The sequence below is a fragment of the Agromyces sp. NPDC127015 genome (assembly GCF_042725165.1).
GTDB lineage: Bacteria > Actinomycetota > Actinomycetes > Actinomycetales > Microbacteriaceae > Agromyces > Agromyces chromiiresistens.
Genome location: NZ_JBHXDI010000002.1, coordinates 674,178 through 688,598 on the forward strand (window position 1 = coordinate 674,178; position 14,421 = coordinate 688,598).

The 14,421-nt window shown below is 71.0% G+C and carries 10 protein-coding genes; 3 read left to right on the forward strand and 7 right to left on the reverse strand.

The genetic code is table 11. From position 1 onward, the window contains the following. Positions 1–33: 33 nt before the first annotated feature. The 5 genes from ACFWGP_RS09355 to ACFWGP_RS09375 form a co-directional block, all read right to left on the reverse strand. Entirely contained in the window at positions 34–498 is a 465-nt protein-coding gene (locus tag ACFWGP_RS09355) for an aromatic ring-opening dioxygenase LigA (RefSeq protein ID WP_231429519.1), read from the reverse strand. A 117-nt stretch (positions 499–615) separates the two neighbouring features. Further along, entirely contained in the window at positions 616–3,861 is a 3,246-nt protein-coding gene (locus tag ACFWGP_RS09360) for a M36 family metallopeptidase (RefSeq protein WP_376930744.1), read from the reverse strand. A 289-nt stretch (positions 3,862–4,150) separates the two neighbouring features. Further along, a complete protein-coding gene (locus ACFWGP_RS09365; protein WP_275505561.1) occupies positions 4,151–6,367 on the reverse strand; it encodes an ATP-dependent Clp protease ATP-binding subunit in 2,217 nt (738 codons plus the stop codon). 176 nt (positions 6,368–6,543) lie between these two features. Then, positions 6,544–7,269, reverse strand: a complete 726-nt coding sequence (locus ACFWGP_RS09370) for a hypothetical protein (RefSeq protein ID WP_231429513.1) — start codon at positions 7,267–7,269, stop codon at positions 6,544–6,546. A 25-nt stretch (positions 7,270–7,294) separates the two neighbouring features. Next, positions 7,295–9,421 (reverse strand): M64 family metallopeptidase, encoded by a 2,127-nt coding sequence (locus ACFWGP_RS09375; RefSeq protein ID WP_231429511.1) that lies wholly within the window; start codon positions 9,419–9,421, stop codon positions 7,295–7,297. A 161-nt stretch (positions 9,422–9,582) separates the two neighbouring features. Between ACFWGP_RS09375 and ACFWGP_RS09380 the strand changes: the two genes are divergently transcribed. Next, a complete protein-coding gene (locus tag ACFWGP_RS09380; RefSeq protein WP_376930745.1) occupies positions 9,583–10,626 on the forward strand; it encodes an LLM class flavin-dependent oxidoreductase in 1,044 nt (347 codons plus the stop codon). A 2-nt stretch (positions 10,627–10,628) separates the two neighbouring features. Here ACFWGP_RS09380 and ACFWGP_RS09385 read toward each other — a convergent pair whose 3' ends face one another. After that, positions 10,629–11,162 carry a hypothetical protein gene (locus ACFWGP_RS09385; RefSeq protein ID WP_231429509.1) on the reverse strand — a complete coding sequence of 178 codons (534 nt, stop codon included), beginning with the start codon at positions 11,160–11,162 and terminating at the stop codon, positions 10,629–10,631. Positions 11,163–11,280: 118 nt separating this feature from the next. Here ACFWGP_RS09385 and ACFWGP_RS09390 point away from each other — a divergent pair, with 118 nt between their 5' ends. Then, positions 11,281–11,988, forward strand: coding sequence for a YceI family protein (locus ACFWGP_RS09390; protein WP_376930746.1), 708 nt, complete (start codon positions 11,281–11,283; stop codon positions 11,986–11,988). 50 nt (positions 11,989–12,038) lie between these two features. Here the strand turns inward: ACFWGP_RS09390 and ACFWGP_RS09395 are convergent, their stop codons facing one another. Next, on the reverse strand, positions 12,039–13,454 hold the full coding sequence (locus tag ACFWGP_RS09395) for a PLP-dependent aminotransferase family protein (RefSeq protein WP_376930747.1): 1,416 nt from the start codon (positions 13,452–13,454) through the stop codon (positions 12,039–12,041). On the opposite strand from ACFWGP_RS09395, the gene ACFWGP_RS09400 reads away from it, so the two are divergent. Then, positions 13,453–14,370 (forward strand): DMT family transporter, encoded by a 918-nt coding sequence (locus ACFWGP_RS09400; RefSeq protein ID WP_376930748.1) that lies wholly within the window; start codon positions 13,453–13,455, stop codon positions 14,368–14,370. The two genes, ACFWGP_RS09395 and ACFWGP_RS09400, sit on opposite strands and share 2 nt — an antisense overlap. Positions 14,371–14,421: the final 51 nt, after the last annotated feature.

The window sequence follows — 14,421 nt, forward strand, 5'->3', positions numbered from 1 at the left end:
CGCGGCCCGTCATCGCGCGGTCCGCCGAACCCGCTACCGCTTCGGCAGGGGCGGCACGAGCACCCGCAGCGACCAGCCGAACAACAGGAACAGCACGCCGACGCCGCCCGCGAACAGCGCGATGCCGAAGGCGATGACCGAGGTGAACAGCGACGCGCGCAGGAACGAGGCGTTCATCACGGTGGTGCGCAGCGGGTCGTCCTGATCGAGCTCCGAGTAGGTCTTGCCGTCGGCCATGTCGCGGGCGTGCATGTCGATGACCCCCGCCTGCACGTACGCGTCGATCGGTCCGTCGACCACCTTGCCAGCGAAGATCGGCGCGTCATCGGGGATGACGATGTTCTCGGCGCGCAACTGCGACGAGACACCCACCCACGCGACGACGGCCACGACGATCAGCAGGATCCCCCCGATGATCCCCGCGAGGCCGGTCAGTCGCACCACGTTCACCTGCGTACGGCTGAGCACCGCTCCGCCCGTCTCGAACTCCTCGGTCACGTCGCCCCCTTCGAACCGCGTTCGGTGCCAAGGCTAGCGACTCCCCGGCCGCGTGGACAGAGGCGGCGAGGCATCCGCTCCGCTGTGCGGATGCCTCGCAGCCGACGATCCGACGAGTCAGCCGCTCGTCGTCGCGAGCGATGCGAGCACGCCCTTCGCCTGCCGGATCTCCTGCGGCGTGGACGAGACGCTCGTGCGGATCGTCTCGACCTCGAGCATCGCCTCACCCCACGTCGTCGCCACGCCGTGCACCGTGACCGGTGTGGCGAGGTCGACCGACCCGTTCGCGAAGTTGAGCCACGCCGCGAGCAGGAACTGATCGAACTGGCCGGCCGCGTCGTTCTTCGGCGGCGAGTGGAAGATCGCCGCGGCGTCGTCGCGGTCGAGCGGGGTGTCGAGCACGGTGCTGAAGAACACGGCGATGTCGAGGTAGCACTCGAGCTCGGCGGTCGTGAAGTCGTTGCCGTTCTTCACGCGCATCTGGCCCAGCCACCACCCGTGCTGCTTGGACTTCTCGCCGTCGCCGACCACGACGATCGCGGCGTCGTCGGCGTCCGAGCCGCCGTCGTCGTCGGTCACCTCGGTGACGAGGTCGTAGAGGCAGGCCTCGGCGTAGACGTGATCGGCCGACAGGTCGACATCGCGCGGCTGCACGGTGGGCGACTTCGGCGGATCGAGCACCGGCGGGTTCACGAGCGACGTCGCATCGCTCGTGGTGCCGTCGTCCCAGTCCCACACGACGGTGAGGTCGTCGCTGCCCGGGTCGGTCGTCGTGACGGGTACGGTCGCGCTGCCCCCGGCATCGAGCACGAACGCCTGCACGCCGTCGTAGGTCTGCATGCCCGAGGTGTCGATCACGATCGACGGGTCGACGTTGGCGACCTCCACGACGACCGACCAGCACGTCGTCGTGTCGTCGTCGGAGCCGCAGACCTCCACCTCGAACGACCCGTTGTCGCCGTAGTCGTGGCTCGTCTCGAACGCGAGCGACGCGTCGGGCCGGGCGTGCTCCTCGGCGCCCGTCAGCGGATGCGGGCCGGCGCCGTCGTCGAAGTCGATCGTCGCCGACAGGTCGTCGAGCCATCCCGGGTCGGTGATGACGCCCGTGATGGTCGCGGTGCGCGTCGCCTCGTCGAGCGGCGCGACCGGGTCGATCGACACCGTCGGCGCGACGTTCGCCACCCCGACGTCGGCCGTGTCGGTCGCGGTGTTGCCGTAGAGGTCGGTGACCCGCAGCCCGATGGTGAACGTGCCGTCCTGGCCGACCCGGTCGAACGAGGGGCTGACCCCGAAGGCGTCGTCGTACTGGCCGTCGCCGTCGAAGTCCCACTCCCAGGCCGAGATCGCGCCCGCGCTCGGGTCGCTGCCCGCACTCGAGCCGGCACCCGTCACCGCGACATCCGTGCCCTCGTCGGTCGCATACGGTCCGCCCGCGTCGGCGGTGGGCGCGCACGCGGCGGGCAGGGTCTCGTCGTTCACCTGCGCGGCGTGCCCGTTCGTCCCGGCCGCGACGGCACCCTCGCCGAGCCCGCGCTGCGCGAACGCCGACCAGATGGCGCAGACGTGGTCGCCGCCGTTCGTCGCGATGTCGGCTGCGAGCAGGCCGTTGCGGGCGTCGACGAATGTCGGCTTCGCGCCGCCCGCCGTGTTCTTCATGCCGTCGATCACGAGCTGCTCGGTGACGGGCACGCCGAGCAACGCGCGCACGGCGTACACCATCGTCGCCCAGATCGTGCCGTTGCCGTGCGGCGACGTGTTCGGCCCCGGAACGTACGGGTTGTAGTCCGAGTAGACGAGGGGCGACGTGTCGTAGGCGACGTTGCGCACCCCCGTCGTCGCGTCGCCGGTGACGTACTCGCCGACGACCGCGTCGTTCCACTTCAGGAACGAGATCACGTCGCTCCAGCCCTCGCCGAGGGCGCCCGTCTGGTCGTCGCCGTAGTCGAAGCTGCCGCCGCCGACGAGGCGCGTCGAGACGCCGTGGCCGAACTCGTGGGCGATCACGTCGCCGTCGAGCGAGCCGTCCCGGAACGGCAGCGACCACATGTACATCTGCATGCGCGGGCTCGACCCGTCGCCGGGCGTACCGAAGTTCGCGTTGTTCATGCAGCGGATGTCGTTGGGCGGCATCGCGTTGTCCTGGCAGCCGAAGTCCCAGCCGTCCTGCGCCTCGGCGAGCACGGGGTCGCCGTCGCTGCCCCCGTTGCCGAAGTTGTCGACCTGGAAGTTGCGCCATGCCTCGGTGAACCCGAGCTCGTACGTGTAGTCGTGCATCACGTTCGTGTAGTAGAAGAGCTGCGTGATGATGGCGTCGAGGTCGGCGTCGAGGCTCGCCTGGCTGCCGTCCGAGTTCGTCGCCCACGCGTCGGTGAACGCGGCGTCGAAGACCTGGTAGCCGGGGTCGCCCGATGCGGGCGTGTTCGGCTGGTACTCGTCGTTCGCGTCGTTGTCGTCGAGGTCGCGGTACGCGTCGACGTTGTTGCCGCTCGTCGTGGTGTCGTCGACCCAGGTGCCGTTGATGCCCGAGAACGGGTGCAGCTCGCGCGACGCGCCGGCCGCCTCGGGATGCTCCTCGTCGAAGACGTCGCCCTCTGGTCCGACCTCGGCGTAGCGGCTCGTCTCGGCGAGCACCTCGCCCGTCGCCGCATCGACGACGGACTCGACCCACACTTCGCCCGACACCTCGACGTCGGTGACCCACGCGAGTCGCAGGCTGCGACCCTCGTCGTCCATGAACCAGCGCTGCTCCGCCTTCAGCGGGGTCGGCTCGACGAGCCCGTCGACGGCGATCGAGTTCGGCACCTCCACGACCTCGCGCTCGGTGGTCTGCGCGGCCGCCGGCACGTCGGCGGCGGTGACGTCGGCGCCCGAGGCCACGACCGCCGTCTCGGCGATCGCCTCCGCCGCGGTCACCTCGGGGGCCGCCGGCGTGACGGGCGCGACGTCGGCGGTCGTGCCGCCGACGTGCACGAGCCGCCCGTCGGCGTCGACGCTCGCGGTGACGACGGCGTGGTGCACGGGGATTCCGACGACGGACTGTCGCAGCTGCACGTAAGCGACCCCGTTCGGGTCGGTGATCACGTCGTCGACGACGAGCGACTCGAGCCCTGCACCGTCGAGCCCGAACGCGTCGCGGTGCTCGGCGAGGTAGCCGAGCACGAGCTCGGCCGGGTCCGCGTCCGACGGCCCGGTGAGCGCGCCGGTCGGGTTGAGCACCGAGCGGACATCGCCCGCGCCGTCGCGCGTGACGAGCGCGGCGCCGAACTCCTCGCCGAGATCGGGCGGCGCCTCTGCGCCGGGTGCCGCGAAGGCGGCGACGGGTTGGCTGATGACGAGCGCGGTCGCGGCGATGACGGCAGCCACGGCGGTCGGACGGTACACGATGACCTCCGGAGGGACGCCCGGGGATCCGCGGAGCGATCCCCCCGGTCGCCCCGCGGCGTGGCCCTCGGTCGAGCCGGCCGTCACGTTACTCGTGGGGGACACGCGCCGCCCGGCAATGGGGGACAGATGGCACGCGACTCCCCCGGACTGGGGGTAGGTTTCGTCGGCCATCGCGCACGGCTCCGCGACCGTGCGAGGAAGGTTCCGCATGGCGTCGGCGTACGGCACGAGGCATCCGCCCGGGTGAACGGATGCCTCGTGGCCGGCGCTAGTCGTCGAGCAGTTCGGCTTCGACGACCTCGTCGTCGGCGTCGCCGGCGACGGGTGCGCTCTCGCCCCTCGTCACCGTGAGCGACTCGCCGTCGCTCGCGAGCGCGACCACGACCGCGTCGCCGTCGCGCACGCTGCCGTCGAGCAGGGCGCGGGCGAGCCGGTCGTCGATCTCGCGCTGCATGAGCCGGCGCAGCGGACGCGCCCCGTAGAGCGGGTCGTAGCCGCGCTCGGCGAGCCAGGCCCTCGCGTCGGGGGTCACCCCGAGCTCGAGCCGGCGCTCGTGCAGGCGGGCGCCGAGCCGGTCGATGTAGAGGTTGACGATCTCTGCGAGGTCCTGCTCGCTGAGTGCCGAGAAGACGACGAGGTCGTCGAGGCGGTTCACGAACTCGGGCTTGAACGCCTGCCGCACCGTCTGCATCACGGCCTGCTCCTTCTCGCTCCAGCTGAGCGCCGGGTCGATGAGGTACTGCGAGCCGAGGTTCGAGGTGAGGATGAGGATCGTGTTGCGGAAGTCGACCGTGCGGCCCTGGCCGTCGGTCAGGCGACCGTCGTCGAGCACCTGCAGCAGCACGTCGAACACCTCGGGGTGCGCCTTCTCGACCTCGTCGAAGAGGATCACCGAGTAGGGACGACGGCGTACGGCCTCGGTGAGCTGTCCGCCCTGGTCGTAGCCGACGTACCCGGGAGGGGCGCCGACGAGGCGCGACACCGAGAACTTCTCGCCGTACTCCGACATGTCGATGCGCACCATGGCGCGCTCGTCGTCGAAGAGGAACTCGGCGAGCGCCTTCGCGAGCTCGGTCTTGCCGACGCCGGTCGGGCCGAGGAACAGGAACGAGCCGGTCGGCCGGTTCGGGTCGTTGATGCCGGCGCGCGAGCGGCGCACCGCGTCGGCGACGGCCGCGACGGCACGCTTCTGGCCGATGAGGCGCTTGCCGAGCTCCTGCTCGAGGTGCAGCAGCTTCTCGGTCTCGCCCTGCATGAGCCGGCCGACGGGGATGCCCGTCCACGCCGAGATCACGGCGGCGATGTCCTCGTCGGTGACCTGCTCGTTGACCATGCGCGGTTCGCCGCCGGCGTTGCCGGACGCATCCGCCTGCTCGGCCGCCTCGAGGTCGCGCTGCAGGTTCTTGATCGTCTCGTACTCGAGCCGCGAGGCCTTCTGGTAGTCGCCGCCGCGCAGTGCGAGGTCGCGCTGGGTGATCGCCTCGTCGAGCTGCTTCTTGAGGTCGCCGACCCGGTTGAGGCCCTGGCGCTCGCGCGCCCACCGTGCCTCGAGCTCGGCGAGCTCGCGCTCGAGCGACACGAGCTGCTCGCGCAGCTTCGCGAGCCGCTCCTTCGAGGCGTCGTCCTTCTCCTTCTTGAGGGCGAGCTCCTCGAGCTTCATGCGATCGACCTGGCGCTTGAGCTGGTCGATCTCGACGGGCGACGAGTCGATCTCCATCTTGAGTCGCGACATGGCCTCGTCGATGAGGTCGATGGCCTTGTCGGGCAGCTGGCGCGCCGTGATGTACCGGTTCGACAGGGATGCCGCGGCGACGAGCGCGGCGTCGGAGATCGTGACCCCGTGGTGGGCCTCGTAGCGGCCCTTGAGCCCGCGCAGGATCGCGATCGTGTCCTCCACGCTCGGCTCGCCGACGTACACCTGCTGGAATCGGCGCTCGAGCGCGGCGTCCTTCTCGATGTACTCGCGGTACTCGTCGAGCGTGGTCGCGCCGATGAGGTGCAGCTCGCCGCGGGCGAGCATGGGCTTCAGCATGTTGGAGGCCGCGACGGACCCCTCGCCGCCGCCCGCGCCCATGAGCAGGTGCAGCTCGTCGACGAAGGTGATGATGCCGCCCTCGGCCTCGTTGATCTCCTTGAGCACGGCCTTCAGCCGCTCCTCGAACTGGCCGCGGTACATCGCGCCCGCGACGAGCGCGGAGATGTCGAGCGAGACGAGCTGCTTGTCCTTCAGCGACTCGGCGACGTCGCCCGCGACGATGCGCTGGGCGAGACCCTCGACGACGGCCGTCTTGCCGACGCCGGGCTCGCCGATGAGCACGGGGTTGTTCTTGGTACGACGGGTCAGCACCTGGCTCACGCGCCGGATCTCGGCGTCACGGCCGATCACCGGGTCGAGCTTGCCGGCCTTCGCGAGGTCGGTGAGGTTGACGCCGAACTGTTCGAGCGCCGACTTCTGCTCCTCCTGCGAGTTCGGCGCGCCCTGCATGTTTGCCACTCAATGGTCCCTTCGTTCAAAACTTGAGTCTACTGAACTCAACTTTGCGAAGGGGGTCGGTATTCCGGAATCGCGCGGAATCTCCCCCGCGCTTCACGCTAGACCGGATGCCTCGGGGTGGCTAGCCCGAGGGGCGGCCGTCGCGCGGCGCACCGCCGTGCGGGCGCTCAGTCGGCGCTCGCCCGCGGCTCCGGCTTGCGGCCGTCGCGATCGGTCCTGAGGTGCGGCAGGTCGGCGGCGCGCATCGGCTTCGACGCCGCGAGCTCCTCGACCCGACGCGAGCGTCGGGCGAGCGGCGACTCCGACGCCGTCTCGAGGATCAACCGCTCGGACGCCCGGTAGATCGAGACCGAGAGCTCTGCGTCGCGGTCGGCGACGGCCTCGAGGGGCACGAGCACCGCGGCCTCCCACGTCTCCTCCTCGACGACGCGGTGCCCGCGGAACGCGTCGTCGGGATCGGTGCGGTCCGGGATCCCGATGCTCAGCCCGGGGTCGACGACGGCCTGCAGGGCGACGACGGCCTTGCCCGCCCTCACCTCGATGAACGCGGTGCCGCGCACCGTGCCCTGCTCGGGCGGCGCGACATCGACGACGGTGCTGTCGAGCACGCGGATCTCGCCCCGCTCCACCTCCAGTCGCAGCCGAACGCTCCTCGCCTCCGGGCTCGGTTCGATTCGCGCTGCCACCTGCGGCCCCCAATCCCTGCGCCGCGTCTTCTCACCGTACAGCGCGAGGGATGCCTCGACGCCGGGCTTCGGGCGTCCGGTCCGCTCCTTGAGGGCGGCCGACAGCAGCCGGCCGTCCTTGAGCCGCCCTCGGCGGGCGGCGTTGCGCCGCGCACCGCCGGGTTCCTCATCGAGCCGCTTGCGCGGTCGCTCGCTGGTCTCGTCCATGATCTCGCCCCTCCTCGTGCCCGGCTCACCAGTTGCGGCCGAAGCGGTAGTCGTGCACCCACCGGTGGTAGATGCAGTCCATGGCCAGCGGCGCCGTGCCGCTGAAGGTCGACGTCCAGTCGGCATTGTGGGCCAGGATGCGGTCCGGCCCCTTCCTCGTGAACGGTCCGATCACGATCGATTTCGAGAGCGCCGTCGTCACCCGGATCCGGTGGCGCTCGGGTACCCGATCGAACCGGTCGACGGAACCGAGTCGCCACTCGCCGACCCGATCCTCACGGAAGTCCGCCGACAGGTTCGACCCGCTGGAGATCATGCGGCCCGCGTATTCGTGCGACCAGTCGTCCATGTTCCAGGCGAACAGGTCGACCTTGCCGTCGCCCGTGAGGTCGGCGGGGAGGAAGCGGTCGTGACTGCGCATGCCGCCCCAGCCGGGGACGTCGCCGTCGAACATCCGCACGAACGCGAAGTCGCTGCCCGTCGAACGGAACATGCCGAGGTAGGGGTTCGCCCAGTCCGAGCCGTTGAAGACGTAGAGGTCGTCCTTGCCGTCGCCGTTGAAGTCGCCGACGAAGAACCGGTCGTGCTCGGCGAAACCGCCCCACCCGGGCAGGTCGTCCTCCCACATCCGGATGCACCGGAACAGGCCGCGCTGCATGCGGAACAGGCCGAGGTACTCGCTCGACCAGTCGCGCGAGTTCCAGATCAGCAGGTCGTCCCGGCTCGTGCCGCCGACGTTCGCCACCATGATCTCGTCGTGGTCGGCGAGGCCGCCCCAACCGGGGATGTCCCCGTCGTACCGGTGCGACTGCGAGAACCCCGAGCCCGTCGAGATGAGCGTGGCCACGTACGGCATCGACCAGTCATCGAAGTTGGAGACGAGCAGGTCATCGCGTCCGTCGCCGTCGAAGTCGCCGACGAGGAACGCGTCGTGCCGCGCGAACCCGCCCCACCCGGGGATGTCGCCGTCGTAGCGCGCGAGCACGCGCATGCGCCCGTCGGCGTCGACCTTGATCAGCGCGAGGTAGGGGAACACCCAGTCGGTCGAGTTGTAGACGACGAGCTCGTCCCGCCCGTCGCCGTCGAAGTCGCCGGCCAAGTAGCGGTCGCCCGGCCTGATCTCCCAAGAGCCGGGCACGATCGCGGCGGTCGTTCGCTTGTGCGCCCAGCGGGTGCCGTTGGCGCGGTACACGGTCAGGGCCCGGTCCTCCACGCCGATGAACTCCGAACCGAGGCTCGACGTGAACCGCCCCGGCACCGCTCGCGTGAAGCTGTGCTTCGCCGGGCCGTGGTAGGTGTCCTTCAGCTCGGTGTAGCAGACCGGGCAGAAGTCGGGCGTGTTGCTGTTCATCCGGCAGTCGATCACGGGGCGGAAGATGGCGGTCTCGAACGTCGCGCCGCCCTCGAAGAGCCCGGCGTCCGACGCGTCGTCCCACCCGGCGGGCTTCGTGCCCGCGGTCCAGCCCGCTGCCGCGCCCGTGCCGGTCGGCACCGGCGTCGTGCCCGCCACGAACTGCTTCCACTTCAGGCGGGAGCGCCTGGTCTCGATCGTGACGTTGACCCGAGCGGGCTCGCCCGATCCGTACGCCCCCTTGCCGGTCGCACTGTACTCGTCCTCGAGGTCGCCGAAGCCGTGTCCCATCTCATGCGCGATCGTGTCCCAGCCCTCCTGCGTCGTGACCTTGAGCACTGAGCCGGTGCGCAGGCCGCCCGGCAGCGTCGAGTTGACGATGATGAGGGTGAAGGCGGCGCCAGGAGCCCACTTCGCGACGGCGTCGTCGATGCGCTTCTTCGTGTTCGCGCCGTTCTCGAACCAGTTGTGCCACCACTCGCCGTTCGAGATGATGCCGAGCGCGGTGTCGAATATGCTCTCGGTGGAGGTGTCGTCGGCCAGGTTCGACGGGGTGCCGTTGAGGTTCCACGTGCGCGTGCTCGCGCCCGAGTGCACCGATTCGAGGTTGACCCGCCGGATGTTCCAGGCCGCGGCATCCTCGTTGTAGTAGCCGCTGCCGAACACCTGCTTCATCACCACGTCGCGCACGTACGTGTTGTAGACGGTCTGATCGTTGCCCGCGGCGAACCCGTCGCCGAGGATCGCGAGCGTCTTCCCACCCGATCCGACGTCCTGCAGGACCGTGACGCTGTCGGCCATGATCATCCGCCCTTCGCGTTGAGCCGCGGACTCCGCCGCCGTGCTCCCTGAGTTGACGAGATGATCATGAGGGATATTCAGGACCGCGGCATCGGGGATGGCCCTGAGCCGAGGCATCCATGCATCGGAATGCACCCGCCCCGAACCGCGTTGGCTCTGACATGCGACGCTTCGGAACCCTCTCGTTCGGACACTACGGCCCGCTCGGCGGCGGCCGCGAGCTGTCGGCGGCCGACTCGATGCTGCAGGCCATCGACCTCGCGCAGGGCATGGACGAGCTCGGGGTCGACGGCGCCTACTTCCGCGTGCACCACTTCGCCCGCCAGCAGGCGTCGCCGATGCCGCTGCTCGCGGCCATCGCCGCGCGCACCTCGCGCATCGAGGTCGGCACGGGCGTCATCGACATGCGCTACGAGAACCCGCTGCACCTCGCCGAGGACGCCGCAGCGGTCGACCTCATCTCCGGCGGCCGCCTCGCGCTCGGCGTGAGCCGCGGATCACCCGAGACGGTCGTCCGCGGTTACGAGACGTTCGGGTACACGGGTTCGGAGGACCCGCGCGGCGCGGACATCGCACGCGACCACTTCGCCCGGTTCCTGCAGGCGATCGAGGGCGAGGGGCTCGCGGAGCCCGACCGCTCCTCGCCGTTCGCCGGTCCCGTCACGGGCACCGGCGGCCTGCAGCGGATCGAGCCGTACTCGCCCGGACTGCGCTCGCGCATCTGGTGGGGCGCCGGCAACCGCGACTCCGCGGAGTGGGCGGGCCGTGTCGGGGTCAACCTCATGTCGTCGACGCTGCTCACCGAAGACCGCGGCATCCCGTTCGACGAGCTGCAGGCGCAGCAGCTCGAGGCGTTCCGCGCCGCCTGGCGCGAAGCGGGCCACCCGGGCGAGCCGCGGACATCGGTGAGCCGTTCGATCTTCCCGATCACGACCGCTGAGGACGAGCTGTACTTCGGCGGCCGCGAGGAAGGCGACGGCGTCGGCTACATCGACGGCCTGCGCTCGACGTTCGGCAAGACGTACGCCGGCACGCCCGACAAGCTCGTCGAGCAGTTGCAGCGCGACGCCGCGATCCAGTCGGCCGACACGCTCATGCTCACGATCCCGAGCCAGCTCGGCGTCGAGTTCAACCTGCGCCTCGTCGCCGCGTTCGCGGAGCACGTTGCCCCGAGCCTCGGCTGGCGGCCCACGACCGACGGCTGAGCTCAGCGCTCGACCTCGACCGACACCACCGTCGTGCGCACGACGCCGGAGGGCGTCGGCACCTCGTAGCGGACGGGCATGCCGGGATAGCCCGGCGCGAACCAGAAGACCGACACCGACGATCCCGCGTCGCCGTGCCGCGTGGCGTAGCGAAGGCACTCGAGCGTGCCGAGCGGGGACTCGATCACCTCGGTCGTGCGCTCGGTGTGGTCGGCCGGGAACGCCGCATGCTCCTGCAGCTCGAGCCACGTCACGCGTTCGTTCGTCACCGCCCCGTCGACGTCGCCTGCGGCGTCGAGGCGCCACTGCTCGAGCGTGGCGCCCTCCGGGTCGCATCCGCTGAACCGGTTGACGCGCTCGAACCGCTCACCGCCGGGAAGCTCGACGAGCAGTCGGATCAGCTTCCCGACACCGCTCGCCGCCCTGATCTCGTCGGCCGTGAACGGCGTCGGCAGGAGGCCCGGCCCGAGCACGTGCGGGTCGGAGGCGGTCGGGTCGTCGCTCGCGAGCCCCGCAACGGCAGCGTCATCGCTCATGGCGCAAGTCTGCGACATCCGCCGTCATCTGGGAACCTTCTCGGACCATTCCATGCGTTCTCATACGTTCATGCGCGAGGCTCGAAGTCCGCACGCACGACATCACGGCAGGAGCCGCATGCAGAAGCGCACGAAGATCATCATCGCCTCGATCGTCGCCGGGGCACTCGCCCTCGGCGCGACCGCCGCGATCGCCGGCCCGATCGTCTACCGCGACCTGATCGTCGGCGAGGCCGACGCAGCACCCAGCGTCACCGCGGCGCCCACCGCTTCGAGCGACGCGGATGCCTCGGCTTCGACGACCGATCTCAGCGGCGCGTGGACCGTGGCCGACGGCTCCTATGCGGGCTATCGCGTCGACGAGGTGCTGAACGGCACCGATGTGACCGTGACCGGCCGCACCGCAGAGGTCGACGGCACGCTCACGGTCGACGGGCTCAGCCTGACCGGGGCCGAGTTCACGGTCGACGTCGCCTCGATCACGACCGACTCGGCCAACCGCGACGACTACTTCCGCTCGACGGCGCTGCGCACCGACGAGTTCCCGACGGCGACCTTCGTGCTCACCGAGCCGATCTCGGTCGCCGAGGCGCCGGCCGTCGGCGAGGTGCAGCAGGTCGCCGCCACGGGTGAACTCACCCTCGCCGGCGAGACGCGGCAGGTGACCGTCGAGCTCGAGGCCGTGCTCGACGGCGCGACCGGGCAGGTCGCCGGCAGCATCCCGATCACCTTCGCCGACTACGGGGTCGAGGCGCCGAACCTCGGATTCGTCTCGGTCGAACCCGACGGCTTCGTCGAGTTCTCGCTCGAGCTCGAGCGCGCCTGAGTCCTCGAACCATCTGAGCCGAGCGCCGGCGCCGGCGCCGGAGCACGTGCTCAGGCCGACGTCGTGGCGGCGAGGCTCCGGGCCAGGATCCGCGCCGCCTCCGGGAACCGCTCCGGCTCCGCGCCCGAGTAGTTCAACCGCACGAAGGGCCCCGACGGCTCGGCGGGAAACCATTCGCGCCCCGGGGCGATCGCGAGGCCCCGGGCTTCGGCGTCGCGGACGAGACCGTCGACGTCGGTGCCGTCGGGCAGGCGTGCCCAAAGGTTGAGCCCGCCGGCGGGCACCGCCTCGACGTGGACGTCGGGCGCGTGCTCGCGGAGGCTCTGCACCAGCAGGTCGCGACGCGCCCGGAGCTGCCCGCCGAGGCTGCGGAGGTGGGCGGCCCACCCCGGCTGGGTGACGACGTCGAGCGCCGCGGCCTGCACGACGCCGCTGACGTACATCGCCTCCGCCGCGCGGTCTGCAACGATCCGATCGCGCGCGGGCCCGCGCGCGATCACGACCGCGACCCGCAGCGCCGGCGACACGCTCTTCGTGAGGGAGCGCAGGTAGATGACGTGCCCGTCGTCGTCGAGGGCGGCGAGGGGCCGGACTCCGGCGTGGATACCGAGATCGTGGGCCCAGTCGTCCTCCACGAGGAAGGCGCCGTGACGTCGGACGGTCTCGAGCACAGCGCGTCCGGTCTCGACCGGCCAGCTCGCCCCGGTGGGGTTCGCGAAGTTCGGCTGCGCGTAGAAGGCCCGCGCTCCGGTCTCCGCGAACGCCCGCTCGACCGCTGCGGGGTCCGGCCCGGCCGGCCCGGCCGGCACCGGCACGAGCACCACGCCGGCCTGTTCGGCTGCGAGCATCGCTCCCCAGTAGCTCGGCGACTCGATCAACATCGGGCGTCCCGCACCCACGAGCGCTCGGAAGATCGAGCTGAGACCTCCCTGGCTACCGGCAGTGATCAGCGCATCGCGCGGTGCCGCGTGCGCGACCCCGGCCGGAGCCGCGGCGGCGAGCTCGTTCGCGAACCACGCCCTGAGTTCCGGCACGCCGGCAGCCGGCGACCGGGTCATGGCGGCGTCGGTCCTCGCCGCACGGGCGAGCGCCTGGCGGACGGCTCGTTCGGGCAGCAGCTCGCGGGCCGGGTAGCCCGAGTGCAGCGCGATCGCGTCGGGTGCGACCTGACGGTGCGTCGCCGACAGCGCGGCCGTGCGCGACGGCGGCGCGCCGAGTGCCGCCGTCTGCCATCCGTAGTCGGCGGGCCGAACCGCGCGCGTCGCACGCACGAACGTGCCGATGCCCGGCCGGCTCTCGACGAGGCCCAGCGCGATGAGCTGCCGCATCGCCTTCTGCACCGTCACCGGGCCCGCTCCGAACTCGTGCATGAGCGCCCGATTCGACGGCACCCGCGCCCCGGGCGGCGCCGCAGCGATCCATGCCCGCAGGTCGGCGACGATGCGCTCGGTGCTACTCTGACTCATGACAGGCCAGAGTAGCGTTATCCATCGTTCGACGACAGTGCTTTCAGGGCGCGCCGGACTCTGGTGGGGGCTCCTGGGTGTCACCGCCTTCTCGTTCACGCTGCCGTTCACGCGCGTCGCGGTCGGCGGGCTCTCGCCGCTCTTCATCGGATCGGCGCGCGCGGTCGTCGCCGCCGCCCTGGCAGCGACCGCCCTCGCGCTCACGCGTCAGCACTGGCCGACCGCCGTGCAATGGGCTCGCCTCGCCGTCGTCGCGGGCGGCGTCGTCGTCGGATTCCCGCTGCTGAGCTCGTTCGCGCTCACGACGGCCCCTGCGAGTCATGCCGCGGTCGTCGTCGGCCTCCTGCCGGCGGCGACCGCGGTGACAGCCGTGATCCGGGCGAAGGAGCGGCCGGCGCAGTCGTTCTGGCTCTTCGCCGGCCTCGGGGCGATCGCGGCGATCGCGTTCGCCTCACTCCAGCACGGCGGGCTCGGCGGGCTGCAGTGGTCCGACCTGCTGCTGTTCGGCGCCGTCATCGCCGCGGCGATCGGCTACGCCGAGGGCGGCCTGCTCGCGCGGGAGCTCGGCTCGTGGCAGACGGTCTCGTGGGCGCTCGTGGTCTCCGCGCCGCTCATGCTCGCCTTCACCGGCGTCTCGGTCGCGCAGCAGCCGCCGGCGGCGACACCGGCCGAGTGGCTGGCCTTCGCCTATCTCGCCGTCGTCAGCATGTTCCTGGGCTTCTTCGCCTGGTACCGCGGCCTTGCGATCGGCCCGATGGCCCAGGTCAGCCAGGTGCAGCTCGTACAGCCGGTCATGAACATCGGGTGGGCCGCACTCCTCCTGAACGAGCCGATCGGCTGGCCGACCCTCTTCGGCGGGCTCGCGGTCGTGGCGTGCGCAGCGCTGGCGGGGCGCCCGCGACTGCTTCCGCGGTAGCGCTACGCACTCCGAACTGAATCGAGCAGTGGGCTCGGGGCCGTCGGGGCG